The sequence below is a fragment of the Pacificimonas sp. ICDLI1SI03 genome (assembly GCF_054740865.1).
On record NZ_JBSQAU010000001.1, the window covers coordinates 1,940,569 to 1,966,022 of the forward strand.

General features: G+C 60.5%; 22 protein-coding genes and 3 pseudogenes. 10 read left to right on the top strand and 15 right to left on the bottom strand.

Going from position 1 to position 25,454, the window contains the following annotated elements; genetic code table 11:
- Window positions 1–3: 3 nt before the first annotated feature.
- Both ACSMXM_RS09425 and ACSMXM_RS09430 read right to left on the bottom strand, forming a co-directional pair.
- Window positions 4–1,773 (bottom strand): annotated as a pseudogene (locus tag ACSMXM_RS09425) (GAF domain-containing hybrid sensor histidine kinase/response regulator); the annotation flags it as partial.
- Window positions 1,774–1,788: 15 nt separating this feature from the next.
- A pseudogene (locus tag ACSMXM_RS09430) lies at window positions 1,789–2,178 on the bottom strand (PAS domain-containing protein); the annotation flags it as partial.
- Between the two features lie 417 nt (window positions 2,179–2,595).
- Here ACSMXM_RS09430 and ACSMXM_RS09435 point away from each other — a divergent pair.
- Window positions 2,596–3,171: a pseudouridine synthase gene (locus ACSMXM_RS09435; protein WP_460315697.1), complete on the top strand. Its 576-nt coding sequence runs from the start codon at window positions 2,596–2,598 to the stop codon at window positions 3,169–3,171.
- Here ACSMXM_RS09435 and ACSMXM_RS09440 read toward each other — a convergent pair.
- Window positions 3,149–4,303 (bottom strand): JmjC domain-containing protein, encoded by a 1,155-nt coding sequence (locus ACSMXM_RS09440; RefSeq protein WP_460315698.1) that lies wholly within the window; start codon window positions 4,301–4,303, stop codon window positions 3,149–3,151. The two genes, ACSMXM_RS09435 and ACSMXM_RS09440, sit on opposite strands and share 23 nt — an antisense overlap.
- Window positions 4,304–4,438: 135 nt before the next feature.
- Entirely contained in the window at window positions 4,439–5,491 is a 1,053-nt protein-coding gene (locus ACSMXM_RS09445; protein WP_460315699.1) for an NAD(P)H-dependent flavin oxidoreductase, read from the bottom strand.
- A 236-nt stretch (window positions 5,492–5,727) separates the two neighbouring features.
- Between ACSMXM_RS09445 and ACSMXM_RS09450 the strand changes: the two genes are divergently transcribed.
- Both ACSMXM_RS09450 and ACSMXM_RS09455 read left to right on the top strand, forming a co-directional pair.
- Complete coding sequence (locus ACSMXM_RS09450) at window positions 5,728–7,047, top strand: APC family permease (RefSeq protein WP_460315700.1); 1,320 nt, start codon at window positions 5,728–5,730, stop codon at window positions 7,045–7,047.
- On the top strand, window positions 7,037–7,534 hold the full coding sequence (locus ACSMXM_RS09455) for a DoxX family protein (protein ID WP_460315701.1): 498 nt from the start codon (window positions 7,037–7,039) through the stop codon (window positions 7,532–7,534). The genes ACSMXM_RS09450 and ACSMXM_RS09455 overlap by 11 nt, the downstream gene beginning before the upstream one ends.
- A 14-nt stretch (window positions 7,535–7,548) precedes the next feature.
- Here the strand turns inward: ACSMXM_RS09455 and ACSMXM_RS09460 are convergent.
- The 6 genes and pseudogenes from ACSMXM_RS09460 to ACSMXM_RS09485 form a co-directional block, all read right to left on the bottom strand.
- Window positions 7,549–7,815 (bottom strand): annotated as a pseudogene (locus ACSMXM_RS09460) (c-type cytochrome); the annotation flags it as partial.
- Between the two features lie 131 nt (window positions 7,816–7,946).
- The gene (locus ACSMXM_RS09465) at window positions 7,947–8,927 is read right to left on the bottom strand and encodes a Vgb family protein (RefSeq protein WP_460315702.1); all 981 of its coding nucleotides are present in this window, start codon (window positions 8,925–8,927) and stop codon (window positions 7,947–7,949) included.
- A 1,033-nt stretch (window positions 8,928–9,960) separates the two neighbouring features.
- Window positions 9,961–10,311, bottom strand: a complete 351-nt coding sequence (locus tag ACSMXM_RS09470) for a c-type cytochrome (protein ID WP_460315703.1) — start codon at window positions 10,309–10,311, stop codon at window positions 9,961–9,963.
- 278 nt (window positions 10,312–10,589) lie between these two features.
- Window positions 10,590–11,117, bottom strand: a complete 528-nt coding sequence (locus ACSMXM_RS09475) for a sll1863 family stress response protein (RefSeq protein WP_460315704.1) — start codon at window positions 11,115–11,117, stop codon at window positions 10,590–10,592.
- A gap of 161 nt (window positions 11,118–11,278) precedes the next feature.
- Window positions 11,279–12,568 (bottom strand): glycoside hydrolase family 130 protein, encoded by a 1,290-nt coding sequence (locus ACSMXM_RS09480; RefSeq protein WP_460315705.1) that lies wholly within the window; start codon window positions 12,566–12,568, stop codon window positions 11,279–11,281.
- Between the two features lie 3 nt (window positions 12,569–12,571).
- Window positions 12,572–13,867 (bottom strand): glycosyltransferase family 4 protein, encoded by a 1,296-nt coding sequence (locus tag ACSMXM_RS09485; protein WP_460315706.1) that lies wholly within the window; start codon window positions 13,865–13,867, stop codon window positions 12,572–12,574.
- A 122-nt stretch (window positions 13,868–13,989) separates the two neighbouring features.
- Here ACSMXM_RS09485 and ACSMXM_RS09490 point away from each other — a divergent pair, with 122 nt between their 5' ends.
- Together ACSMXM_RS09490 and ACSMXM_RS09495 are read left to right on the top strand one after the other, a co-directional pair.
- Window positions 13,990–15,168, top strand: coding sequence for an acyl-CoA dehydrogenase family protein (locus tag ACSMXM_RS09490; RefSeq protein ID WP_460315707.1), 1,179 nt, complete (start codon window positions 13,990–13,992; stop codon window positions 15,166–15,168).
- Window positions 15,169–15,227: 59 nt separating this feature from the next.
- Window positions 15,228–15,647 carry a CBS domain-containing protein gene (locus ACSMXM_RS09495; protein WP_460315708.1) on the top strand — a complete coding sequence of 140 codons (420 nt, stop codon included), beginning with the start codon at window positions 15,228–15,230 and terminating at the stop codon, window positions 15,645–15,647.
- Here the strand turns inward: ACSMXM_RS09495 and ACSMXM_RS09500 are convergent.
- Both ACSMXM_RS09500 and ACSMXM_RS09505 read right to left on the bottom strand, forming a co-directional pair.
- Window positions 15,628–16,626 (bottom strand): 1-phosphofructokinase family hexose kinase, encoded by a 999-nt coding sequence (locus tag ACSMXM_RS09500; protein ID WP_460315709.1) that lies wholly within the window; start codon window positions 16,624–16,626, stop codon window positions 15,628–15,630. The two genes, ACSMXM_RS09495 and ACSMXM_RS09500, sit on opposite strands and share 20 nt — an antisense overlap.
- Before the next feature lie 51 nt (window positions 16,627–16,677).
- A complete protein-coding gene (locus ACSMXM_RS09505) occupies window positions 16,678–17,229 on the bottom strand; it encodes a GNAT family N-acetyltransferase (protein WP_460315710.1) in 552 nt (183 codons plus the stop codon).
- A gap of 189 nt (window positions 17,230–17,418) precedes the next feature.
- On the opposite strand from ACSMXM_RS09505, the gene adhP reads away from it, so the two are divergent.
- The 5 genes from adhP to ACSMXM_RS09530 are packed head-to-tail and all read left to right on the top strand — an operon-like array spanning window position 17,419 to window position 22,947.
- Window positions 17,419–18,549: an alcohol dehydrogenase AdhP gene (adhP, locus tag ACSMXM_RS09510; protein WP_460315711.1), complete on the top strand. Its 1,131-nt coding sequence runs from the start codon at window positions 17,419–17,421 to the stop codon at window positions 18,547–18,549.
- The gene (locus tag ACSMXM_RS09515; RefSeq protein ID WP_460315712.1) at window positions 18,546–18,926 is read left to right on the top strand and encodes a hypothetical protein; all 381 of its coding nucleotides are present in this window, start codon (window positions 18,546–18,548) and stop codon (window positions 18,924–18,926) included. Before adhP ends, ACSMXM_RS09515 begins: the two co-directional genes overlap by 4 nt.
- A gap of 27 nt (window positions 18,927–18,953) precedes the next feature.
- Window positions 18,954–19,538 carry an NAD(P)H-dependent oxidoreductase gene (locus tag ACSMXM_RS09520; RefSeq protein ID WP_460315713.1) on the top strand — a complete coding sequence of 195 codons (585 nt, stop codon included), beginning with the start codon at window positions 18,954–18,956 and terminating at the stop codon, window positions 19,536–19,538.
- A 12-nt stretch (window positions 19,539–19,550) separates the two neighbouring features.
- Window positions 19,551–20,378 (top strand): universal stress protein, encoded by an 828-nt coding sequence (locus ACSMXM_RS09525; protein WP_460315714.1) that lies wholly within the window; start codon window positions 19,551–19,553, stop codon window positions 20,376–20,378.
- Window position 20,379: 1 nt separating this feature from the next.
- Complete coding sequence (locus tag ACSMXM_RS09530; protein ID WP_460315715.1) at window positions 20,380–22,947, top strand: cation-translocating P-type ATPase; 2,568 nt, start codon at window positions 20,380–20,382, stop codon at window positions 22,945–22,947.
- Here ACSMXM_RS09530 and ACSMXM_RS09535 read toward each other — a convergent pair.
- From ACSMXM_RS09535 to ACSMXM_RS09545, 3 genes are all read right to left on the bottom strand, one after another.
- Entirely contained in the window at window positions 22,910–23,536 is a 627-nt protein-coding gene (locus ACSMXM_RS09535; protein ID WP_460315716.1) for a helix-turn-helix domain-containing protein, read from the bottom strand. The genes ACSMXM_RS09530 and ACSMXM_RS09535 overlap by 38 nt on opposite strands.
- A 117-nt stretch (window positions 23,537–23,653) precedes the next feature.
- Window positions 23,654–24,271, bottom strand: coding sequence for a response regulator transcription factor (locus tag ACSMXM_RS09540; RefSeq protein WP_460315717.1), 618 nt, complete (start codon window positions 24,269–24,271; stop codon window positions 23,654–23,656).
- On the bottom strand, window positions 24,268–25,413 hold the full coding sequence (locus tag ACSMXM_RS09545; RefSeq protein ID WP_460315718.1) for a two-component system sensor histidine kinase NtrB: 1,146 nt from the start codon (window positions 25,411–25,413) through the stop codon (window positions 24,268–24,270). The genes ACSMXM_RS09540 and ACSMXM_RS09545 overlap by 4 nt, the downstream gene beginning before the upstream one ends.
- Window positions 25,414–25,454: the final 41 nt, after the last annotated feature.

The following is a 25,454-nucleotide window of genomic DNA, read 5'->3' on the forward strand; positions in this document are numbered from 1 at the left end:
GTCTTATGCCGTGGCGCCCGTATCGGTCTCGATCATGCCCCGGATCCGGTTTGCCAGTGCATCGATCGCGAAGGGCTTGGTGATCATTTGCATACCTTCTTCCAAAAGGCCGTTCGCAATCACCGCATTGCCAGCGTAACCGGTCATGAACAGCACCCGCAAGGCAGGGCGAAGCTGGCGGGCGTGATCCGCCAGTTCCCGCCCATTCAGGCCCGGCAGTCCAATATCCGTTACCAGAAGATCGATCCGTAGACCGGATTCCAGCAGCTTCAGTCCGGAGGGGCCATCGTTCGCCTGAATGGCGCGGTAACCCAGTTCTTCCAGAACATCCACAACCAGGTCACGCACGGCAACCTCGTCTTCGACGACCAGAACGACCTCGCCATTCTCGCTGCGATTCTCCTTGCTCAGGCCGTGCGACGCCGGCTCTGGCTCGTCGATTTCTCCCTGATGGCGGGGCAGAAATAATTTTATCGTCGTCCCTTCGCCGGCCTCCGAATAGATTTTCGCATAACCTTCCGACTGTCGCGCGAAACCATAAATCATGGACAGTCCCAAGCCCGTCCCCTGACCAATGGGTTTCGTCGTGAAAAACGGATCGAAGGCCTTTTCGATGACGTCGGGGGTCATGCCTGTGCCCGTGTCGGTTACACTGATGCAGACATATTTGCCTGGTCGCACATCCCGGCTCATCGCCGCAAAGGCTTCATCGAGATGAGCATTGCAGGTCTCAATCGTCAGCGTCCCGCCCTTGGCCATGGCGTCGCGGGCATTGATGGCCAGATTAAGGATCGCACTTTCCAATTGGTGCGGATCGCAAAGCGTCTGCCACAGCCCTGCCGCGGTCACGATCTCCAGTCGGATCGCCTCCCCTATGGTCCGGCGAAGCAGTTCTTCCATTCCCGTGACGAGCTTATTGGCGTTAACCGGCTTCGGAGCAAGCGGCTGGCGGCGTGAAAAGGCAAGAAGCCGGTGCGTCAGCGCCGCCGCGCGATCCGCCGCCGTCATCGCGGTGGCGACATACCGCCCGACCTTGTCCGTCTCGCCCTTCGCAACCTTTCGCTGCATCATTTCCAGCGATCCAATGACGCCGGTCAGAAGATTGTTGAAATCATGCGCGATGCCGCCGGTTAACTGGCCAACTGCTTCCATCTTCTGCGATTGTCGCAACTGCTCATGCGCGCTCTCCAGCTCGGCGGTGCGCTCCTTGACCCGTTGTTCCAGCATTTCGTTTGCCTGCTGAGCCTCAAGATAAAGGCGCGCATTGTCGATGGCGATTGCCGCCTGGGACGCGATACCAAGCATCAATTGTTCGTGCCGCTGTGTGAAGCGGCCGGGCTTCGGATGGCCAAAGATCAGCCCACCCAAAACCTTGCCGAAGCGGGAAACGACCGAAACCCCCAGATAGCTTCTTACCGGCAGATGCCCCTCCGGCATGCCGTGGGCGGGCGCACTTTTGCCATAGCGCGGATCGGCCAGAATATCGTCCGAGCGAACGGCACCTTCATTGCGAAAAGTGGGGCCGAAAACCGCAGTCGGCCTCGGCCTGCCCAGATGTTCGAAATCGGCATAGCTGGCACCCGACAGGGTGTATAGCGACAGTCGCTCTCCGCTTTCGTCCATGACATTGTGGAAATATGCGCCGAATTTGGCACCGGTCAGTTCAACGCCCGCGTCGGTCACCATCTGTACGACCCGCTCCAGATCCAGCTCGCTTGCCAGGGCCGCGCCGACGCGATTCAGCGTTTCCAGGGTCCGCGTTTCCTCGCGCAAGGCGGCGTCCCGTGCCTTTTCCTCCGCAATATTTCGCGCTTCGATCACCGTCCCGATCGGGCGGCGTTCCTCATCGAGAACCGGGCTCGCAGTGAAGGCGACAGGATAGAATGACCCGTCCGGGCGGACGAACACTTCTTCGCCGGACATTTGGGCACGCTTCGGAAATGCCCGGTCGATCGGACATTCTGCCAATGGATAGTGCGAACCATCCGGCCTCTTATGGTGGACCACATCATGCAGCGGGCGCCCCTGCATCTCGGCAAAGGCATAGCCCGTCAGTTCTTCAGCGGCGGCATTGGCATATATACAGTGCTGGCCTTCGTTCATCAGGAACACCGCCTCGCGCGTATTGTTCAGGATGGCGTCGAACCGGCGGGACGTTTCTTCGGGATCGATCTTCATGCTCACTCACCCGGCAGCCAGTAATGCGATGCACGCCATACCCAACAAATTGACGGATAAGTCATATGTTTGAACTCTACATCGGGGCGGCATATTGCAGACGGAAACAGTTTCCACATCCAGCGGATCGGAGTGAAATGGCTGATCCAGCCACGGCTTTGTATTCGCAAGCTACTTCCGTGTTCCGTGAAAAACAAACAAGATCTATAAACAACATGGCATGTCGGGCGGGAACGCAATTCACGCTGCGGCGGCGACGGCACTTCGCCCGTCCCTGGCAAGTCAATATCTGGGGACGCACTTAAAGGTCTGCCTGCCCAGGCAACCCCGCGACCCAGGCGCCAATAAGAAGCGTCCGCACATTCTACGTACAAGAAAGCGCCCTTCGATGAGCTACCGACCAATCAGGCCCAGACCGTGACACGCTTGATCTTGTTAAATAAACCGTTCGGCGTGCTGTCCCAGTTTACCGACCGAAGCATGGAAACGGCACGCGCAACCCTGTCCGACTATATTGCCGTACCGGGCGTCTATCCGGCGGGTCGGCTCGATCGCGACAGCGAAGGCCTGCTCCTGCTTTGCGATGATGGTCGCCTGCAGGCGCGGATCGCAGATCCCCGGTTTAAACTGCCAAAGACCTATCTGGTGCAAGTGGAAGGTCAGCCGGAAGAGCTGGATCTCGCCCCGCTGCGGAAAGGCATCACGCTAAAGGACGGCATGACGCAACCGGCCAAGGTAGAGCCCATCGCCGCACCAGACCTTTGGCCGCGAAACCCGCCCATCCGGGTGCGCAAGACCGTTCCCGACAGCTGGCTGCGGATGACGATCCGCCAGGGCCGCAACCGGCAGGTGCGCAGGATGATGGCGGCGGTCGGCTATCCGGTGCTTAGGCTGGTACGCTGGTCGGTTGGCGACTGGACGCTGGAGGGTCTTGCCCCCGGAGAGTGGAGAGAGGCGGCCGCCCCTCCGCCTAATCGCGCAAATCGAACGTAATGCTGCCCTGATTGAACAGTTCGACGATCAGGTCCACCGTCTGTTGGAAGTCGGACTGATCCGGGGCGGGCATCAGTCCGTGACGCGCGCAGATTTCCTCCGCGAATTCCGCAACTCCGCCCGTGCAAGGAAAGCACCGGCCATCCGCGAAGAACAGAACGGACGACGATCCCTCGCGCACATAGGAAAAGCGGCTTGCCGGATTTCTTATCAACGCGGCCCCTTCCGCCATATGAAGGCGGACGTCTGCCGCATTGACCGGCTGATCAGGTCGCCAATCGACGTCGGGATCCTTGGGCGCGGTACTATATTCCCCAAAGGATCGCGCGAAGATGCGGCGGTCCTGCGCCCTTTCCCTGATCATCTCATGCAGCCTTGCAATCGCCGAGGCCGAAATCTCTCCGGGGTTTTCCTGCGGTTGCAGATCCGGATCGGTATAGCGGTCATCATCGTCATCGAGGTGGGCGATCACGCTTTCCGCCCAGCCACCGATCAACTCTGCTCGCGAGGGCGCGCGAAAGCCGATGGAATAGGTCATGCAGTCGTCGCCGACCGCCGTGCCATTGTGCGCGATGCCTGGCGGAACGTACAAAATGTCCCCCGGCTCCAGAACCCATTCCTCGGTCGGCTGAAAGTCTGCCAGTAACCTGAGCCCCTCATGCGGCAACATCTTGGTCGCGCCGTCACACATACCGCCCAATTGCCAGCGCCGCTTGCCCAGTCCCTGTATCAGAAACACGTCATACTGGTCGTAGTGGGGACCGACGCCCCCTCCATCGACGGCATAACTGACCATCACATCATCGATGCGCCAGTTAGGGATGAAGCGAAATGGCTCCAGCAGTGCGGCGACGGTGGGAATATGATGATCGACCGCCTGCACCAACAGCGTCCAGGCTTCCTCGTCCATCTGGCTGAAACGGCTCTCAGGAAAGGGGCCATGTTCGAGATCCCAGCCGGTCCCGGAACGAGTGACAAGACGAGACTCGATATCGTTCTCGCAGGACAGCCCCGCCAGTTCATCCGGCTCAAGCGGATTGGTCCACGACGCCCACGGATTTCGGATCAGAAGCGGCGCCCGCTGCCAATGGTCGCGCAGAAACGCGGCATGGTCGAAGTCGATCAGTTCCATGACAGCAGCCGCCCTATCCTTGCCGTTCAACTCCCTTGAGTAGAAAACGGAAACAAACTGCCCTTCTAGTCCGCCGATATATGATCAGCAACGCGCCCTCCTCTGCGCTTAGCAGATTCGATTATGCCGCTTCGCTCAATCCCGGGGAGACATCTCGGCAGCCAGAAGGGCGACGAGTTTGGCGGCTGGCAAGTGACGAGACAGCGGCGCGCCTTGTCCCGCCCAGTGGGCGGCGTAGCCGGTCTCACCTGCTGCCTTGGCCGCCGCGATCAGCGCCTTGCCCGCGTCATAAGTCATGGGATAGCCGGGGTGCGGCAGGCCGACACTGTCGCCCCATTGCGTAAAACAATTGGATAAACCCCGTGCTGGCCGCCCGGAAATTGCGGAGGTCATGACCGTGTTCATGGCAGCAGGACCGGCAAGCGCTTCGCGATAGGAGGTATCGGCATTGCTTTCAGGACAGGCGACGAAGGCGGTCCCCAATTGTACGGCCATAGCACCAAGATCAAGCGCAGCGCGGATGCCCTGGCCATCCATGATTCCGCCCGCCGCGATGACCGGTAAGCCACATCGCTGCACCAGCAAGCGGGTCAGCGCCATTGTACCGAGGCAAGCGTCAGACGCGTCCGGATCGAAAACGCCGCGATGGCCACCCGCTTCCCATCCCTGAGCCACAACTGCGTCGATCCCTGCCTTCGTCGCGGCAATCGCCTCGTCAAGGTTTGTGGCAGTCGCCAGCAGCATGCAGCCGACATTCTTCAGCGCACTGATCCGTTTGGCATCGGGCAGACCGAAGTGAAAGCTGACGATCGCTGGCGCTGTATCGATCAGCACTGCCAGCATTTCGTCGTCCTCAATGAAACTTTTGTAGATCGGACGAAGCGCTGTCGGGGGCTGCGCACCGCAGCTGTCGAACAGAGGCGCCATCGCCGAGAGCCACGCCTGTTCACGGGCGACATTCTGTTGCATTGGCTGATGAACGAAGACGTTGACGTTGAACGGCCGGGTGCAAAGGGCCCGAACGCCAGCGATCATTTCCCGTGCGCGGCAGGCACCGGCCGCGCCAACACCTATCGAACCCAGCGCGCCCGCATTGCTGACGGCAGCGGCAAGTTGGGGGGTCGACACGCCAGCCATCGGCGCCTGTATGATTGGGAGCGGAATTCCAATGCTTTCCAGCAGCGACATGCGGCCAGCATAGCATGAGCGCCTGCAATTGCGAACCAACAGGTAATGGCGGCTGGTCTCAGTGACCGGGATATCGACTCTCCCGGCGTGCCGGCCTTACGCCGTGTGATATCGGGCTGCCGCCACCGAATGTTTCCCTGTTATTGGGTATGCTTCCATATCTACGCGCGCGCGCGCGCTCTCCCTCTAAATAATAGGGTTTTGGAGGTGGCTAAGCTCGAATAAGGCTTTTCCGCATGGCTAAAGTCCAAAACCGGCTTTCGCGCGACCTGGGTTTGGGCGGCGCGATCATGATGGGCTTGGGCTCGATGATCGGCACCGGGGTTTTTGTCAGCATCGGTATTGCCGCCGGGGTGACCGGCCCAGCGGTTATCCTTGCAATCGTATTTGCTGCGCTGGTCGCCACCTGCAACGCACTTTCAAGCGCGCAGCTAGCGGCCAGCCACCCGGTCAGTGGCGGCACCTATGAATATGGCTATCATTATCTCCACCCCCGCCTCGGTTTTACTGCGGGATGGATGTTCCTCTGCGCCAAATCGGCCTCGGCTGCGACCGCCGCGTTGGGCTTCGCGGGTTACGCCCTGCCGCTAGTGGGCGGCCAGCCGGAAGCGATACCATATATTGGCGTCGGAGCGGTCGCACTTTTCACCTTGCTGGTCCTCGGTGGGATCAGGCGGTCGAGCTGGGTCAACATCACGATCGTCTCGATCACGCTCGTAGCACTGTGCGGGTTCATCCTGTTCGGGGCACCTCGCGCGCTTGCTGCCGGTAAGCCCAATTGGGTGCCATTCTTCGATCCACGCGATGCGCCGGGTGCGTCAGCATTTCTCTATTCGGCCGCGTTAATGTTCGTCGCCTTCACCGGCTATGGCCGCATCGCAACGCTAGGGGAAGAAGTCCGACAGCCTCGACGTACGATCCCCCGGGCGATCATCGTCACGCTGATGGTTACCGCGATGCTTTACATCGGCGGGGCAGCGGTGGTGGTCGGCACTGTCGGAACAAGTGTCTTTGCCGATGCACCCGAACGACAGGCGACGACCCTGCACATCGCCGCAAACGCAATGGGCTCTCCTGCGCTCGCTCTTCTTGTCGGTATCGGGGCGATTACGGCCATGCTTGGCGTGCTGTTAAACCTGATTCTCGGCCTGTCGCGGGTGGTTCTCGCCATGGGACGGCGTGGCGATATCCCGCCGCTGTTCGGCCGCGTTTCCGCGGAGGGGGCCGAGCCAGCCCCCGCCATCCTGGTGGTTGGGGCGCTGGTGGCGGGCCTCGCAGCTATCGGCAGCGTCGAGACGGTGTGGGCCTTTAGCGCGTTCACTGTACTGATATATTACGCGATCACCAATCTGGCGGCGCTGCGCCTGCCCGACGACCAGCGGCTCTATCCAAAATGGATTCCGCTGATTGGGCTCGCCGCCTGCACCTTCCTCGCCTTCTGGGTGCCGGTGGGTATCTGGGTGCTCGGCCTCGGGTTGATCGCCGCCGGATTGACCTTCAAAGCTGGCGCGCCGGCCCGGTGGAGAGCAAAGGGAGACAAGATCGATGAAAATTAGCTGGTGGCTATCGCCGGGCGAAGCCGTGTGGTCGATCTTCATTCGCCTGTCTCTGGCGGGTGTTTTCATCCCCGAAGGCCTGCAAAAGCTGACCCATGCCGATATTCTGGGCACTGGTCGCTTTACGAAGATCGGCATTCCGTGGCCTGAATTCTTTGGCCCGCTGGTGGGCTGGCTCGAACTGAGCGCGGGTATTCTCTTTCTGGTCGGCTATGCCTCGCGCGTCGCAGCACTACCGATCATCGTCATCATGCTCGTTGCGATTCTCTCCACCAAGATTCCGATCCTGCTTGGACGGGAATGGGGAATCTTCAGTTTGCGCGAACTCGACCGTTACGGTTTTCTAAGCTTCACGCATGAAACGCGCACCGATTGGGCGATGCTGATGGGCGCGCTCTTCCTGCTGTTTTCCGGGTCCGGTCGCTGGTCACTCGACAACCGCTTCGCACGGAAGACCTGGCCATCGAGCGAAGGAAAGCGTTCCTGACAGAAGACAGGCAGTCAGCGCGTCGCAAGATAATTGATCAGCGCGGTACGCTCGGCCTCATCGCTAATTCCGAAAAAGCCCATGTCGTTGTCCGGCACCACACCTTGCGGATCGGCAAGAAATGCATCCAGTGCCTCACGCGTCCAGCGCGGCTGTCGCTGAGCATAACTAAGGATCGCCGGGGAGTAGGAAAAATCAGGCTCGGCAGCAACCGCCCGCCCGACGATGTCGTTCAACGCAGGGCCCTGCAAGGCGGCATTGCTCTCATCCAGCGTGTGGCAGGCATAGCATTTTTAGAAGGCCCGTTCGCCTAAGTTGCGCTCGGCAGAACCTCCGCCCCGTGCACTGCTGATCGAAGGCGCGACCAGCGAGGCGATTACACCTGCGGCCAGCACAAGGGCCGCTATGCCCTTCAATTCCCGACCGTCACCATCATCAGCCTGTCCGTACCGGATTCAGGCAGATAGACCTGATCCCCGCGGCCCAATATCTGACGCACATTGGCATTGGGGCCGCTGCCGGGGATCGTGGCGATCCATCGTTCGCTCTCAGGGTCGAAAACCAGTGTGTGGTTGCTGGTAAAGTCCGTCACCCATACATCGTCACGTTCATCGACATAGACTGCGTAGGCTTTCGGTTGCTCACCTGGCAGATCGAAGCTGGCCCACTGATTATCGGTCGGGCGGTAGCGGTAGAGTTTGCCGCTATTCCAGCCGCTGATCCACAGATCGCCGGCGGAATCGGCCCACACGCGGCGCAGACCCGCCCCTTCATGCGGAGGTTCGACCAAGGTGACGCTGCCGGTTTCGCGATTCACCTTCGCCAAGTGGCTGCCGGCAAGCGACACATACCAGATCTCGCCATCGGGAGTATCGTCGATGCCATAGGGGCCGCGCCCTTCCGGGTCTGCAAAAACTTCCATGACCCCGGACGTATCCACCTTTCCGTAGATGCCGTTCTGGCCGGTAAACCAGTGAACATCGTCGGCATCGAAGGCGCCGGTGTTGAGATTGGCATAGCCGCTTTCTTCGGGCAGCTCCCAAACATCGATCGCCTCGCTCGCGGGATCATAGCGTACAATCGCATTTTGTCCGCCATCAGTGATCCACGCCTTGCCATGGGGTCCAAGAACGACGCCATGAGGGGCAGAATCCTTACCAAGGGGTACTTGTCGGAACGTCCAGCTATCGATGTCGATGATGCCGAGTGCACCCTGACGCTGCGCCGTGTACCAGATTTCGCCAGGCCGACCGGGAGCGGCATCATGGGGACGGGAGCCTTCCGGAAGCTGGATGACCTTCGTCTCAAAAGAATATTCTGAGGGGGACACGGGGCCGGCGGCGACATTTGCGGACGATAGCGCCAGAACCAAGGCGACGAACAGGCGGTCCATGACTCACTCCCATTGGTGAATGACCATCATAGCTGAGACGGGCGCCTGGGTGAAGACGGCCCACGGTCCTGCCGCAGACTCCGCTCTTAGAAGCCCCGACATTGCGCCTCGTTCACTCCCGAAGCCGTAACATCCAACAAGAATACGCGGCCATCCTGATGATGCCCGAACCTTTTAAAGAACCGGACTTAAACGGCGGTTCGCGCTGCCATACCACTTCCTTCCGAAGTCTCCTCCGATTCCGTGCCACTTGTGAAAAGGGGTCAAAGGGGGCCGCAAAAACCGCGCCATCATCTCAGGTGAATTGGCGGTACGGTGGCAGAAATGAAAGACAGCCCAATATCGGCCAATGGCGGAGCGGGTGTCTGCCGAATTAATGTCTCTAATTCACTCATTTATATATATTCTTCTGCAACTACGGATAATTGTCCCCACATATATCCCAACATTGCGTGTCGGCGCTCCCTAACCCGGATTCTGCTGTAGCTTCAGCAGTCAGACCGGACGCGCTTTATTCAAAGCCGGATCAAGCCGTGTGCGCGCCCGCGCACACGGCAAACAAACGCATATTCCGACCAACGACACGATGTCCCTTGGAGAGGAGGCCTAGGTGCGCATGACATTGCCATAGTAGCCAGAATTGTCCGCTATCAGACGCGGACGCTGGAAGCTAACAAAGGCGATATTCACAACGCCTCACTTGGCCGTCGAAACCGGCCGTTCATTCACGCGACCAATTATGGCGCTCGCCCAACTGAGTAGCGCGGCCCTGGCCATACATGGTTCCCCCCGCCGCGATGACCAGTAGGCTAAATCAAACCTAACTCGCTCGCATCGCCGACGGCGGGGCTAGTTTCGGAGTGGGCACGCCCATCATTGGTGCCCATGCGATTGGGAGCGCCGCTCCGGGGCTTTCCAGCAGCGACATGCTTCCGCCCTACCATGGTGCACCTCAAGTAGGGACGGAAGCCAAAAGGCGAGCTGGTATCGGCGCGGAACCCGAGCATTTTGCCCCAGTGGCAGCCGCAGCCTCTCACCTCTCGGATCGCAGCGTTTCCATATAGGCCACGAGATCCGCGACATTCTCCCGTTCAAATACGAAAACTGGCATTTTTGGATGACCCACCTGAATGCCGGCTTCCAAAGATTCGGCGAGCATCGCTGCCGGGAAACGGTCTGCGGCGCGCGCTAGGGAAGGCACATCCGCCCTCTGCGGCTTATCATCGGTAAGGGCGTGACAGCTGGTGCAATTTGCCTCGGCAAAGACCTTCCCTCGTGCAATGCTCTCGGACTCCGCCCCGCGAGTGGGGGTACTTGCGTAAGAAGCTAGCGCGCTGATCGTTACTGCAGCAGTTAAATATCTCATCGAAATTTCTTCCTTCAAGGATATATTTATCTTCGAACACATTTCCTAATTAGAATATCTCAATGAACCGTGCGTTCGGTCGACAGTAACATAGTGGCGGTCAATCAGAACAATGATTCTGAATAGACGCCCTTCTACTTAGGCAAGAATGCTTCTTCGCCCGGTTTACAGAGATTTTTAAGTTTATCATGCAAATTATATTGCCAAACGCTTTTTTATACGCGATCCTCGATTACTAACGCCACTCAGCAATGAGCGGCAGGAAACCGCGCGTACAACCCCCGAGCTGAAAGGGGCTAATTGGTGCTCTCGTTTTCGTCAGCCTCCTTTTCACTGCCATTTTGCACGAAGGTTCCCGCAGCCTGCTCCGTCGCGTCAGCTAACTCGCGATATGCTGAGACAAAGCCGGCTTTCATTTCACTCCATGCTGCTGCGGAGCTCGCTTCCAGCCGTCCGAGCGCCTCTGCTGCTTCTAAGCGCCGGTAGCGCAGCTTTGATATATCGCCCCTCATTTGCGAACGCAGCTTTGTGCCGGCAGCATTCCATCTTTCGCGCTCCTGCTCTTCAAGACCGCTTATACGTTCGTCGTAGCGCTCAAGCGCTGCCCTTGCGCGCGCTGTCGCAGCTTCACGTTGAGCCAAAGAATATCTGTCCAGCGCAACCATCAGATCCCTGGCTTCCGCGCGAACAGCGTGGGTTTTCGATGACGAGGGCTCTTTCGTGGGAGAGCTCACAGAAGCGTCAGATTGCGCACTCGCGGGGCCTGCGACCCCAGTAATGATCGCAGCGGCAACGGTGACCATATAGCCATAGGGGTGGGACACTTAGACTTCCTTCAGTTTCGATGACCCGCAGATGATAGGCTGAGCTAAGTCATCCACCTTGTTCGAAATCAAGCTGCACACCATAATCGGAGAGCTTCAGGGTTCGTCGGATCTCGTACTGTAACTAGCGCCTGCACCGCTTATGGGGCGGATCGCGGTCGCTAGATCATGAAACCCAACAGATCGTCGATGGATGTTGATGCGACGGTCGTGATGCTGTCCGCGATTCCGTAGGGGATGATGAGCGTGCGGCCGCAGGCTATCGCGCCACAGGTATACACCACGTTCGGCACGTACCCTTCCCGTTCCCTGGGGTCCGCGCAAAGGATCGGCTCTGGCGTGCGGGCGAGCACGCGTGTCGGATCCCGCTTGTCCAGCAGAACCGCACCGATGGCATAGTGCCGCACAGCGCCGACGCCATGTGTCAAGATCAGCCAGCCTTCGTCGATTTCAATGGGTGAACCGCAATTGCCGATCTGCATGAACTCCCACGCATATTTCGGCGCTAAAATGCGTACACCGCCGTCCCATCGGTACGGGTCGTCCGATTGCAGAAACCAGATGTTCTCACTGTCTTGTCGCCCCAGCATAGCGAAGCGACCGTTCACGCGGCGCGGGAACAGCGCCATCCCCTTATTGTGCGACGCATCGCCTGCAACAGCGCGCAGAGTGAAGTTGCAGAAATCATCCGTCTGCAGCATCTCCGACGAAACAGTCGTTCCGCTGTAGGCGGTGTATGTGCCGTAATAGCGGATGGCGCCGCCATCCTCGATGAAGCGAACCAGACGCAGATCTTCAATGCCGTTCGCCTGACTGTGTGTAACGGGAAAAATCACGCATTCGCTCAACGTGGCGCCCCCGTTGCAACGCACGCGCACGCAGTGCTCTCCGCAGATTTCTGTTACATCCGGGATGGAGCAGTGCGAATTCGGCGCGTCCAGGCGCACCTCGCCGTCACAGCCGACGATGCCGGTGCGGAACGTGATCGAGGAAACGTGCCCCTCCCCCACGGCGCGCAGGGACATAATGATACGATGCTGACCCCCGATCATGCCGGACTGGTCCGGGTGCGCCACTATAGAGGGGTTGAAAAGAGCTGCGGACTGAAACGAATATTCCTGGCAAAAATAGGCCCCGATCAGCAGGCGCTCGGAAGGGGACGGCGACTCGCCGATCAGATAGGGGGCCGCGATTTCTTCGAACCTGCGTTCGAAAGCCGCGCGAATGTCGCGGTGCCGCTCGTGAAACCCGCCCATCACCTGGTCTAGGTGCCGCGTTACCTCGCGGCGTTCCAGACTCTGGACTCGCTCGATAACGCGAATGACCCTGTTGGCATCGGCACCCAACAGCGCGCGGGGTTCGGCCGACGGGCTGAACGGCCGCAATACCACCATGGAAGGGTCGGGCTTCAGGGTCAGAGCCGACCGGCGAATGAAGTCCGCGTGCGACATGATTCACCATCTTTCCCGACCGGGAGCGCGTTCCGACGGGCGGATCAGTTCCGGCAAGCCCTGTGGACGGCCTCCCCGGGACTTCCCGGCGTAGAAAGAGCGCAATATGGAATGCCCGGACGAGCCAGCCGGCAAAGGCGCCCGCATCGTCACCTCGGCGGCGATCCTTGCGAGGTGGAGACCGATGACGGGCCAGCGCATGGCTTTGCCGTCTGCATAGGCCTGGCACGCCATTGCGGCGCGTAGCTGGTTATTGCGAAAAAGCGTCGAAACGCCTTCGGCCAAGGCGCGAGGATCGGCAAAGGGCACCAATATGCCGCGTCCATCGGCCAGCAGTTCCTCGGCATGCCAATAGGGGGTCGAGACCACCGGTTTTCCAAGACCGTAGCTATAGGCGAGCGCTCCGGATGTCGCCTGCGTCGCGTTCAGATATGGCGTGACGAAGATATCGGCCGCGGCCAAATACGCGCACAACTCCAGCAAGTCCGTATAGCGGTTCACGAATGTGACGTTCGCCTGAACCCCTAGCATTGCAACGCGGGAGCGCAAACCATTGCGATAGGCCTCCCCTTCCCGCCGCACCAAATCCGGATGGGTTGCCCCCAAAATCACATAATTGACGTCTGGTGTTTCCCGAACGACGTCCGGAAGTCCGTCTATCATCACCTCAAGCCCCTTGTTCGGCGACAGGAGGCCAAAGCTGAGCAGGGTCGGCCGGGTCGGCAGACTAAGCTGCCTTCGGGCGAGCGCAGGCGGCGGCAGATCAAGATTCGGAATACCGTGTGGAAGAATAATCGTCTTCGCACGAGCCGCCGGATGGGTCCGTTGCAGAATGTCGGCTGCCTTCTTCGTCATGACCAGAAGCCGCGTTGAATGGCGGACCAGCGCCTCGGTAACGTGGCGCTGCATGGGGTCGGGCGTCTCCAGAACCGTATGGAGCGTTGTGATCAGCGGTACATCAAGCGCCTCGACCAGGTGAAGAATATGCGCCCCGGCTTCGCCACCGAACAGGCCGAATTCATGCTGAAGATTAACGGCGTCGACATCCAAGAGTGAAAGCTGCGCGGCAGCAGAAGCATAATCCTCGATTCGGTCGCGTCGGATGACGACCGCGACCTCATGCGCGTATTGCTGCGGGTGCTCTTCGTTTTCCACGGCAACCACCGGAGCGTAGATCACGCCCGCTTCACCGAGAACAGCGGCCCTTGAGTCATGGGTGAAGGTCGCGATGCCGCACTGGCGGGGAACATAGCTTCCAACGAATGCAAGGTTCGGCGCGCGGGATAGTAATTGCGGCATATTTCGTCCTGCTCACCGGCGGAACTTCCTTCGCGGTGTGTTGCAGGAAATAATGCCCTGACAGGACGCTGACTTGATCGGCATCAATTGCTGCGATCCAAAGGTGCGTACCGTTCCATCTCATGAACGCTTCTTGCCAAGCCCGGGCCGCCTCGCTGCCGACTAACAGGCGGACGCCCCGCGAATGGCAGTCGCATGACTTTGAAAGGCTGGCAGCGACACTGACCGCGGCAAAGGACCGGGGCAGACGCACAACAGAGCCGATAGACCTATTATCCACATTAAAGGCCTTGGGCCTGATGAACAGCACCCTCGCCAGCGAATATGGTGGGCATGGTCTGGGCACCGACGCGGCCGGCAATCAGCATTTGCTGTGGCTGCTCGCCGCGGTGGGCGAAGCCGATCTGTCGCTCGCATGCCTGTTCGAGCAGCATCTTTCGGCTGTCCTGTTCCTGCAGAAATATGGAACGGTAGCGCAGGTTCGCACTGTTTCAGAGGAGCTGAAACTGGGGAAAGTCTTTGGCGTCTGGGACACGGACGACGAGGAAAATCCCGTCCATATCTGTGAGAGCAGGCTGTCTGGGCGTAAACTGTTCGCCGCAGGGGCGGGCCGAATAACCATACCCTTGGTTACCGCCCGGGATCCAAATGGCGCGACGCGCGCGTTCCTTCTACGCAGCAACCGTATCTCCTACTGGATCAACCCGCAACATTCCCGGCTGGTCGGAATTCGCGACGCCATTAGCCATTCCGTCGTGCTGGCCCATGCAATGGTCGATCGCAATGACGAAGTCGGCCCCCCGGATTCCTGGTTATCCCAGCCGCAGGCCGCAGAACGATTATTGCGGCGATGTGCCGTCAGGGCAGGAGGGCTGCGCGCGCTCTCGGTATTAGCAAGAAATCATGTGAAACAAGGGGCTGCAGGCGACCCGCTGCAACGGCATCGCCTGGCTGAAATACTTCTAGACACGGAAGGTGCCTTCGCATGGCTGGAGCGGGCAAGCGCGGTCTCGTTCCGCCAGAACACAAACGGTGATGATGTCGCGGCGTTCATGGAAATGGCCCGCAGTGCCATTGAAAGGGCGATCGAGAGGGCCATACACACAGCCCAACACCTGCTGGGCACGGTCGCGTCTCTGTCCGGCAGTCCCGCTGCCGAAATCATCCTCGATCTGGTCGCAGACGGCCCGTTTTTCCACGCGGATCAGGCGCTGGACAATGTCGGAACGGCGGCCATCGCGGGGAAGATCACCATCGGCACATTCATCGACGCCGCTGAAGCCGCCGCACCGTCCGCTTGATCACCGTCAATCCGACGGGGCTGGCAAGTGCCAGATGTCATCCATCAGAGGAGAACGACATGAAAGTACAAGACGTCATGCACGCCGGTGTGCGAAGCGCCAAGCCGGAGGAACCCATCGCCGCGATTGCCGCCATAATGCGAGAGGAAGATATCGGCGCCGTGCCCGTAGCGAATGGCGAGGGTCTGGTCGGCATGCTGACCGATCGCGACATAGCGCTGAGGGTCTTTGCCGACGGCCGGAATCCCCTGCACCTGACTGCGGCAGACATCATGACGGACGAGGTTGCCTATTGCCTGCCCGGCGAGGATGTCGATGATGCCATAAGGATCATGGAGCAGCATGGGATCAGGCGACTGCCGGTGGTCGATGAGGAGGAGAATATCGTCGGCATGCTGAGCATTGGCGACGTCGTGGCGAAAGCGCCCGCCTCGCTGACGGCGGAGTTGATGAAAACTCTTACTGCGCATCACGCCTAGGGAGAACCGGCCGCAACGACATCGGCGCTTCCGCCATTTTGCGGGAATGCGGTAGAGAGACGGCGGCGGGAACATTCGCGTAAAGCCGCTCCACATCTTCGGCGCGCGCGAGCACACTGCCGTCCGTCATGACAGCGGCAGTGCCCGCTGCGATGCCCCGCCGCACACATTCCTGTATCAAGAGGCCGCGCGCGATGCCCACCGCAACGCCCGCCATCATGCTGTCACCGGCGCCGACAGCATTTCTGACATCCACCGCGACCGGATCGAACGAAAATGCGGCTGCCGCACCTACCAGCAGGGCGCCCTTCCGACCCCGCGAAACCAAAATGTGGCCCGCGACCCCAGCCGCTACAAGACGCCGTGCCGCATGCACGATATCCTCCACCTCGTGCAGAGGCTGGCCCGTCACCTCCTCCAGTTCCCGCTCATTGGGTTTTACGAGATAAGCTCCGTGTGCCGCCAGAAGTGCTGGCCCCGAGGTGTCGAGCAGAAAGCGCGCGCCTTTCCGCTTGGCAAGGTCGCTCAACCTTCCGATGATAGCGTTCGGAGTACCGGGCGGAAGGCTGCCGCTCGCGATCAGTACGCCGCCGCTACTCAGGTGCCTGCCGAGCAGGTCCAGCAGGGCATCTTGTTCCTCGCCGTCAATGGCAACGCCCGGAAGTATGAAGCGATACTGATGCGAGGTATCCCGCTCGATCACGTTGAAACATTCCCGCGTCCAGCCGCCTACGTGCACGCTGGCCACCGGCAGCTGCATTTCCTCCAGCAGGGCAAGGAGGCTGGCGCCGGTCGCGCCGCCCTCCGGAAAGACCGCGAGAGCGTTTTCGCCAAGTTCTCGGGCGACCCGGGCAACGTTGATACCGCCACCCCCCGGCTCGTAACGCGGCGATGTGCAGCGCAGCTTGTCATCCGGCCGGATCGAGCCGGTCGACATGGACAGTTCTATGGTCGGACTGAAGGTCAGGGTGACGATCATGCGTGGTCGTCAACCACAAGACCGTAGCGACAAGAGAACAGGGGCATAATGTCAGCCCAGGTGCTTCGTGAGCACGATAACGCTGCCGTCGCCCGGTTCGCTGGTGGCGGTGAAACCCATCTCCCGCTCCATATCGATGGCGGGGTGATGCTCGCGGCTCTCGATCGAGGTCAATGTCTTGAAACCACGCGCCTCGGCATAGCGGGCGACGTGATGTAACAGGCTCCAGCCGACACCCTTGCCCTTGTAATCCCTGTGCATGATCATGGCGACCTCGGCCGTCTGCATGCCATCGTCCCCCGCCAACATCGCGGTCGCGATCAACTCGTTCGTTCCCGCATCGAACGCGAGGAAATTCTCTGTTCGCCGGTGATCGACGTGGGACAGGGCGTGCAACTGATCGCCGCTAACCGTGCGTATAGGCGACAGGAAGCGGAACCGCAGATCCTCTGGCGTAACATGACGGAAGAACTCGTCGAGACGGGCCTCGTCATCTTCGTCCGCGGGCCTGACGCGAACATCAAGACCGCTGCGCGTTTCCAGCTTTCCGCGCCAACCATTGTGCGCAGTGGGCAGATCATCGTCAATGTCTAGCAGGGACATGGTCGTCTCTCCTGAATGAGTTCCCCCGGTGCATAGGCGGTCGACCTGGGCGCGATCTTGACAACCATCAATCCTCGCCCCTTTTGTGGGGATCGCAACCCATTATCGACAGTCCGACTTGAGCCGGATCAAAGGGCGCTCGCCGCGCCCTGCTATTCGCCGCCTGGATGCATGCGACAGGAGGCGGCAATGACAGACACGATGATGGCGGCGGTGGTGACCGAATTGGGCAAGCCGCTGGAGATACGGCAGGTGCCCATACCTGAGGCTGGTCCCGGTGAGATTCTGGTCCGGGTGCGCGCGTCCGGCGTGTGCCACACAGACCTGCACGCCGCGAGCGGCGACTGGCCCATCAAGCCGCGCGTACCGTTCATTCCCGGTCATGAAGGCGCGGGCGAGGTCGCAGCGCTTGGTGCGGGCGTCAAACATTTGAAGAAGGGGGACCGTGTCGGCGTGCCGTGGTTGCACACGGCTTGCGCCCGTTGCGAATATTGCGTCGGCGGATGGGAAACTCTGTGCGAGAGCCAGCAGATGACGGGCTATACCGTTGACGGTGCCTATGCCGAATATGTGCGGGCCGACGCAGATTATGCCGCCATCCTGCCGGACGGCCTGGATTTCGGTGCTGCCGCGCCGGTCCTCTGTGCGGGTGTTACCGTTTATAAGGGCCTGAAAGAGACCGAGGTGAAGCCGGGCCAATGGGTGGTCATCTCCGGCATTGGGGGCCTTGGCCATATGGCTGTGCAATACGCACGGGCCATGGGTATGCGGATCATCGCGGTCGACATTGCCGAGGACAAGCTGGCGCTGGCCCGAACGTTGGGAGCGGAGAAAGCCATCGATGCCGCCTCGCCAGATGCCGCCGAAGAGGTGCAGAAGCGGATCGGCGGAGCGCACGGCGCATTGGTAACAGCGTCGGGCACTGCCGCATTCGCCCAGGCCGCAGCTATGCTGCGGCGACGCGGCACAATGGCGATGGTGGGCTTGCCGCCCGGCAGCTTTCCAGTGCCGATCTTCGACACCGTGTTGAGGCGATTGACGATCCGTGGCTCCATCGTCGGCACCCGCCTTGATCTGGCCGAGGCTTTGGATTTTGCCGCACGCGGGGAGGTCGTACCGCGTTTTAGCTGGGGATCCCTGCAAGAGATCAACGAGATCTTCGAACGGATGCGTACGGGAGGGATCACCGGGCGCGTCGTCTTGAAAATCCAGGCGACGGGTCACAAGGGCAAATTTCCAGCCGCTTGCGCGGGATCAATCCGACCGCAGCGCCAGCGCGTACCATCGGTACCAGCAAGCAGAAAGGGACCGTTAAGATGAGTTGGAACCGGATCAGACTGGAGAAAGGCCGCACAAAAGAAAGCCCCGAAGGCTCCCCCGCCCATGCCTACATGCTGACGCTCCCCCTGGACGTGGGCGGGCGCATTGATGCTGCCGCATACAGGCGTGCCCCGGCACGCGCCTCCATCCTCCACATCTCTCCGGAATATGGCGAGGAGAGCGGACGCCTGATTCACCGGGAAGACGGCGGGTGGGCCTTTTCCTACGCGCCCGGCGACGAGGATGACGAGATCATCTTCGCCTTGGATCGCCACGACATCCAGGTGGGCAATTACATCACCGTGACAGAACCGGACGGGGAGGAAGCCCCCTACAAGATTGTCAGCCTGCGTGAGATCGCAATGGTGAAAGCCTGAATGTGCAGCCCGCTGCGGAGCTAGCCAATGTCCACCCGAAAGATCGCCATCTTTCAGTGCCACCCCGATCCGTCGGAGGAACGGCTCTGCGATGCGCTGTGCGAACGATATGGCCAGGCGGCAAGGACGGCAAAACATGAGGTGCGGATCATCCGTATCGCCGATCTCGACTTCGAGTGTCTGCGGACACAGCAGGAATTTGAAGAATATCCCCTACCCCCGCCGCTGACCGAAGCGCAGGAGGCGATACGCTGGTGCGATCACATGGTGATCATCTTCCCGCTCTGGCTGGGGGGCCTACCCGGCCATGCACGATGTTTCTGGGAACAGATCATGCGGCCCGGTTTTGCCACTCAATATCGCGAGAAGGGCTTTCCGAAGCGACTTCTGAAGGGCAAATCGGCGCGTCTGATCGTGACCATGGGGATGCCCGCCCCGGCCTATCGGCTCATCTTTGGTGCCTTCGGTGTGCGCGCCTTTGAACGCAGCGTACTGCGCCTGGCGGGTATCGGGCCGATCCGCCACACCCTGATTGGACGCGCGGCTACGGCGCGGGAGCAGGTGCCAGAGCTGTTCCCTACAATCGACACGCTGGCGCGACATGCCCGCTGAGGGAGCGATGATATGAGCCTGCAAGACGTCTGGATCTTCACGCCGGATTTCGAGTGCGATATGGCGGTGATCGACGCCCTGTACCACAGCTATGGCGCGCATTCCCGCATCGGGATCGACATTCTGTTACCGATCATGGCGCTGCCCGGAACGTCCGGAATGATGGCGAATTATTATGATCGCGCCACGAGGGAAGCTGTCGAGCGGGCCAATCAACAACTTGCCGAGGTTGAAGCGTTTTGCGACCTGCAAGGCATCGACCTGCCGCTTCGAACGACTGTCGTCAGCGAACGCGACATCTATCGAACTGCTGCGCTATGGGCGCAATGCAGCGATCTAAACGTGATCCCGGGCACGGCTCTGGGCACACTCGGCGGCCGCTCTGGCAACCTGCTGGTGGAGATGCTGATCTTTGCCAGCGGTCGTCCGCTGCTGCTCCAGCCTACGCCCGCGCGCGCAGATCATCGGCATGCCGCCTTTGCATGGAGCGGAAAGCGGGAGGCGGTTGTCGCGCTCGCCGGCGCCGTGGCGACTCTGCCGCATCTGGCACGTGTCACGCTGGTGCACATTGGCGGCGAGCTGCCTGCCATGCCCGATGGTACCCACATGATGCATGCCATGAAGTCCTATCTTTGCCGCCGCGTGCCGGAGGTTGACGTCTATACGGAACCCAGCATCAATTTCATCGGCGACGCGCTGCAAGATGCAGCCCTCGCGGTGAGCGCCGACATCCTGATCATGGGCGCTTATGGCCATTGCCGCGTTCGGGAGAATGTTCTGGGAGGGGCGACGCGCAGCATTCTGGACCATCCGAGGCTGCCGGTCCTGCTGGCGCATTAGAATGGGACATGCCCAAAGCTGCCCGCAACAAGAGAACGTCTCTGTTGTCGCGTTGGAAATGGCGGCAGGCCTGACGGAGATCGAGGCGCAACGCCGGCTTGGGGAGGTGGGTCCGAACGACCTGCCACAGCGGCACGGAGCGGGATGGCCGCGCCTGCTCATGCGCCAATTTACGGACATCATGATCCTGATCCTGATCGCGGCGGCACTGATTGCCGCGGTAGCGGGTGAGCTGCGTGACGCCGCCATGATCGGCGTCATCCTGCTGATTAATGGCGGCATAGGTTTCTTTCAGGAACTCCGCGCCAGCAACGCGATCGAAGCCATGCATGCCCTTTCCGCGGCACAGGCAACTGTCATCAGGGGAAGCGTCACACGGCGGATTCCGGCGTCAGAGGTCGTACCGGGTGATCTGTTGATCCTGCATGCGGGCGACAAGGTGTCGGCCGATCTGAAACTGACGGAATGCGTTGACCTTTCCATCGACGAAGCATCACTTACCGGCGAATCCCTCCCCTCCGACAAGGACGCGCAGGTCGTGTCGGACGCCAAGCAACCGTTGGGGGACCGGCTCGACATGGCATTTCGCGGCACCCTGGTCGTACGCGGTCGCGGTTGCGGCACCGTCGTCGCAACCGGCGCCGCCACGCAGATGGGCAGCATAACAAGGCTGCTCGACCAGCAGGAACAGCGAACACCCTTGCAGGTCCGTCTTTCCGGGTTCAGCCGAAACCTGGCGATCGCCGCCGCCGTCACATGCCTAGCGGTGTTCCTGGCGGGGATAATCCGCGGCTATCCACCACTTTTGACGTTCATGGCGGCAGTCAGCGTCGCCATTGCCGCCATGCCGGAATCCCTTCCAGTAGTTGTGACGGTCCTTCTTGCGATCGGCGCGCGTAAAATGTCCCGGCACAATGCATTGATACGCCGGCTGACCGCCGTGGAGACTTTGGGCTCCGTCACATTCATCTGCGCGGACAAGACTGGCACGCTGACCGAGAACCGAATGTCCGTGACACGCGTGGAAACGGATAATCCGGACCTACTGGCGACTGCCATGGCGCTTTCGAACGATGTGAGTATTGATGACGATGGAGAGCCGCAGGGAGAACCAACGGAAGTGGCGCTGTTTCGCTATGCCCGCAGCCAGGGAAAAGAGCGTCAGGCCCTGGAACGGGCCATGACCCGTGTTGCAGAGTGCGCCTTCTCTTCGGAACGCAAGCGCATGACCACGGTCCACACAGAGGCGGACGGGGATGGGTTCGTGGCATTCACGAAGGGCGCCCCTGAAAAGCTGCTGACGAACAATTCCGAGTATTCCGTCCGGGCGCAGGAAATGGCGGCAGAAGGCCTGCGGGTAATTGCCTATGGCAGGCAGCATCTGGCGGAGCCTGTCGTCGATGAAACGCAAGACGCCGGCATTGATATCATAGGCGTAGTGGGCCTGATGGACCCGCCCCGGCCGGAGGCGGCCGTGTCCATAGCGCTGGCAAGGCAGGCGGGGATCACGCCCGTCATGATCACGGGGGACCACCCGGATACTGCCGCCGCCATAGCGCGCCGTCTGGGTATGGCGGACGACCGGTCTGAGGTCATCACCGGGCCCATGCTCGCCTGCATGGACAGCCGTGAGCTGGAGCGCAGGGCACCCGGCATCAGCGTCTATGCACGCATGGATCCGGCGCAAAAGATCCGGATAATCGAGGCGCTGGAGGCACGCGGCGAATTCGTCGCCATGACGGGAGATGGCGTAAACGATGCCCCTGCCCTGTCTCGCGCGCATGTCGGCATCGCCATGGGAAGGGCCGGGACCGACGTTGCGCGAGAAGCCGCCGACCTGGTTCTGGCCGACGATAATTTTGCAACCATCATCGCCGCGATACGCGAAGGGCGGCGCATCTACGACAATATCCGCAAATATATCCGCTATGTTCTCGCCTGCAATCTTGCGGAGGTACTCGTCATTTTTTCAGCGCCACTGATCGGCCTGCCCCTGCCGTTGCTGCCGGTGCATATCCTGTGGATCAACCTGGTCACCGACGGACTTCCCGGTCTTGCGCTTGCTGCAGAGCCGGCAGATCGGGACATCATGCATCGCACCCCCCGCCCCCCTTGGGAGCCGATCGTAACGTGGAATATGGCGACCGCTCTGGCCAGTACCGGACTGATACTGGCCGGCACCACGCTGGCGGTTCAGTTCTGGGCCATGGAGGCGGGTCGCCAGAATTGGCAGACGATGGTGTTCGCCGTCCTCACCTTCCTGCAGTTGGGCCAAGCACTTGCCGTGCGATCGCCCTCCTCCGTTTTTTCCGGCGGTTTTCTTCGCAATCCGTCCCTGCTGCTCGCCCTGTCGGCAACAGCACTGCTACAACTCGCGGTGATCTATACGCCGCTCGGGAACCGGCTGTTCTCCACGGCTCCTCTCGCACTGACGGACCTCGCCATATGCCTGGCGGCATCTCTGACTGGCCTCGCTGCATCGGAAATCGTGAAGGCGTTCAGGCGCAACCGGTCGGCTGCTGCGGGCCGCTCTATTGCAGGGACATCGCTGTCAGCGCAGCCGGATTGACGACCTCGATCCGATCATGGCGCGGCATCGCAATGACCCCGCTGTCGCGCATTTTCTTTAACGAGCGACAGACGGTTTCCGGCGTCAGCGCCAGATAGTCCGCAATATCCACCTGCGCGATCGCCTCTATGGCGGCGCCGTTCAGACGGCGATAAAGACATGCGACGAAGGCGCACATTCGCTGCAGCGCACCCTGGCGGCAGAGCAACTGGCTGTGCACTTCATCCGCACCCAGTTCCGTCTGCACCGTTTCGAACAGCCGCGCCGTTCCCCCGCTGCGAATATCGTCGGCAAGCACGTTGAGCCGGACCGTTGCATAGGTCACGACCGTGATCGCCTCTGCCGTGAAGCGATAGGTGCCGCCCACGGGCACGCCGATCCTGTCCCCGGCAAAGTAGAATCCAACGATGTTGCGCTCACCCTCCTCCGTATAGCGGACGCCACGCACGATCCCGGATCGAAGATGATAGAGGCAATCAGTTTCCTCCCCCTCCCAGAACAAGGTCTCCCCGGCTTTTGCATACGGCTGGACTGCAACAGCTGACAGAGGCGGCAAGATCGGGGGATTCGAAACCAAGTGGACGAGCATCTCTCATTCTCCTCATTCTGGGCGATGAAGGAGAATGAGCAGATTGTCGCGCGCGCTTTGAGTCGTGGGAACTAGCTATGCCCCGCCGCGCGCCGGCATTTCCGTAGCGGTTAGTACCTACTTGCCAAGCGTTAGATTGTGCTGAACCGCCATTCGGACGAGATCCGCCAGGCTATTCGCCTGCATCTTCGACATGACGCGGGACCGGTGGATTTCTACGGTACGCTGGCTGCACCCCAGATGATGGGCAATAATCTTGTTCGGATGACCAGCAACCAGTTCGTGAAATACATCCGTTTCACGCGGCGTTAGGCTTTCGAAACGCGCGCGAGCGCCATCGTTCCCTCCGGGTTCGACATGCAGGGCCCGTTTCGCATTCACCGCCTGTTCGACCGTCTCGAGGAGTCGCCGGTCAGCAAAAGGCTTCTCAAGGAAATCGGTTGCCCCCTCCTTGAGGGCCGCAACGGCGACCTCAACATCGCCATGGCCCGTCATCATGATGATCTGCAAGGCCGGAGCCACTTGTCGCATTTTCCTGAGGACAGTCAGGCCGTCGCTGCCCGGCATGCGTAGATCGAGCAGCAGGCAATCGGCAGCCTCGATATGGTCGGCTTTCAGGAACGAGGCGTGGTCAGGAAAACCCCTAACATGATAGCCTTCCATCTCCAGGCGGATGGTCAGCGCGTCGACGACAGCCTCGTCGTCATCAAGAATGAGAACATTCCCCGCAGTCACGCGCCGTACGCCGCGGGAATGGTGAAACAGAAGCAGGTGCCACCGCCAAAGGCATCGCGAACCTCGATCCGGCCGCCATGCGCAGTGACGATCGATTTGCAGATGGCAAGGCCAATGCCGAGGCCATCCCGCTTTCCGGTCCTGAAGCGTTCGAACAAATGGTCACGCATATGCTGCGCGATGCCAGCGCCGTTATCCTCTATGGCAATTTGTATCATGTCATCCGGGGCCCGGCGTGCGGACAGTCGCAGCACGGGCTCGCTGGTTTCGCCCATCGCCTCCACGGCGTTGCGAAGTAAATTGTGTAGCACCTGCTGAATCTGCACCGGCTCGCATAGGATGGGGGGAAGGTCGGCTGGGGCGTCAAAGTAAATGTCGATCCGCTCCAATTCCCTGTCCAATATCGAAAGGTCGACGCTTTCCGAAATCAGCGTCTCGACCTCGCACGGCTGGCGCTGGCCCGTTTCCGCACGGACGAACCGCCGGATCGATCGCACCACGTCGCCCGCCCGTTCCGCCTGCGCTCCGATCTTTCCCGCAAGGCTGCGGACCTTCGTTAGGTCGGTCGTTTCTTTTGCGATCAAGGCATCCAGGGCGCTGGAATACTGACTGATCGCGGTAAGGGGCTGGTTCAGCTCATGCGATAGCTGGGTCGCCAGTTCGCCCAAGGACGCGACGCGGGACATGTCCTGCATGGCCGCGCGCAATTCCTGCTCGCGGGATTTGACCATCTCCTCTTCTGTCAAATCGTGCAATATACCTAGAAACATTGGTCCGCCGCCTTCGGAGATCTCGGCCACGCGCAGAAACAGGGGGAAGAGCGTCCCGTCCTTCCGCCGCCCCCGTACCTGGCGGCCTGCGCCGATAATGTGGGCGTTGCCGGTGCTCAGATAGCGTTCGATGTAGGCATCATGGCGTTCCCGGTCGGGCGACGGCATCAGCATGGAGACATTCTGTCCTGCCAACTCCTCGTGCAGATAGCCGAACATCGTCACCACCGCCTGACCCAAGGAATCGATCTTGCCATGGCGGTCGATGGTGATCACCGCATCAGGAGAAAGGGCGAGAAGCGCCTTCAGAAGCAAATCGCGGGGCGCCTGATTATCACCCAGGCGCGCAGGGGCCATGCCGGACCGGGACATCGCAAAGCTCCAGTTTTATTATGAGCAGCCCCAAAGCCGGA

Excerpts from the sequence above, each read along its gene's own strand:
- ACSMXM_RS09440 (WP_460315698.1), bottom strand. The coding sequence starts at position 4,303 with ATGGAACTGATCGACTTCGACCATGCCGCGTTTCTGCGCGACCATTGG.
- ACSMXM_RS09445 (WP_460315699.1), bottom strand. The coding sequence starts at position 5,491 with ATGTCGCTGCTGGAAAGCATTGGAATTCCGCTCCCAATCATACAGGCG.
- ACSMXM_RS09450 (WP_460315700.1), top strand. The coding sequence starts at position 5,728 with ATGGCTAAAGTCCAAAACCGGCTTTCGCGCGACCTGGGTTTGGGCGGC.
- ACSMXM_RS09455 (WP_460315701.1), top strand. The coding sequence starts at position 7,037 with ATGAAAATTAGCTGGTGGCTATCGCCGGGCGAAGCCGTGTGGTCGATC.
- ACSMXM_RS09465 (WP_460315702.1), bottom strand. The coding sequence starts at position 8,927 with ATGGACCGCCTGTTCGTCGCCTTGGTTCTGGCGCTATCGTCCGCAAAT.
- ACSMXM_RS09480 (WP_460315705.1), bottom strand. The coding sequence starts at position 12,568 with ATGTCGCACGCGGACTTCATTCGCCGGTCGGCTCTGACCCTGAAGCCC.
- ACSMXM_RS09485 (WP_460315706.1), bottom strand. The coding sequence starts at position 13,867 with ATGCCGCAATTACTATCCCGCGCGCCGAACCTTGCATTCGTTGGAAGC.
- ACSMXM_RS09490 (WP_460315707.1), top strand. The coding sequence starts at position 13,990 with ATGAACGCTTCTTGCCAAGCCCGGGCCGCCTCGCTGCCGACTAACAGG.
- ACSMXM_RS09495 (WP_460315708.1), top strand. The coding sequence starts at position 15,228 with ATGAAAGTACAAGACGTCATGCACGCCGGTGTGCGAAGCGCCAAGCCG.
- ACSMXM_RS09500 (WP_460315709.1), bottom strand. The coding sequence starts at position 16,626 with ATGATCGTCACCCTGACCTTCAGTCCGACCATAGAACTGTCCATGTCG.
- ACSMXM_RS09505 (WP_460315710.1), bottom strand. The coding sequence starts at position 17,229 with ATGTCCCTGCTAGACATTGACGATGATCTGCCCACTGCGCACAATGGT.
- adhP (WP_460315711.1), top strand. The coding sequence starts at position 17,419 with ATGACAGACACGATGATGGCGGCGGTGGTGACCGAATTGGGCAAGCCG.
- ACSMXM_RS09515 (WP_460315712.1), top strand. The coding sequence starts at position 18,546 with ATGAGTTGGAACCGGATCAGACTGGAGAAAGGCCGCACAAAAGAAAGC.
- ACSMXM_RS09520 (WP_460315713.1), top strand. The coding sequence starts at position 18,954 with ATGTCCACCCGAAAGATCGCCATCTTTCAGTGCCACCCCGATCCGTCG.
- ACSMXM_RS09525 (WP_460315714.1), top strand. The coding sequence starts at position 19,551 with ATGAGCCTGCAAGACGTCTGGATCTTCACGCCGGATTTCGAGTGCGAT.
- ACSMXM_RS09530 (WP_460315715.1), top strand. The coding sequence starts at position 20,380 with ATGGGACATGCCCAAAGCTGCCCGCAACAAGAGAACGTCTCTGTTGTC.
- ACSMXM_RS09535 (WP_460315716.1), bottom strand. The coding sequence starts at position 23,536 with ATGCTCGTCCACTTGGTTTCGAATCCCCCGATCTTGCCGCCTCTGTCA.
- ACSMXM_RS09545 (WP_460315718.1), bottom strand. The coding sequence starts at position 25,413 with ATGTCCCGGTCCGGCATGGCCCCTGCGCGCCTGGGTGATAATCAGGCG.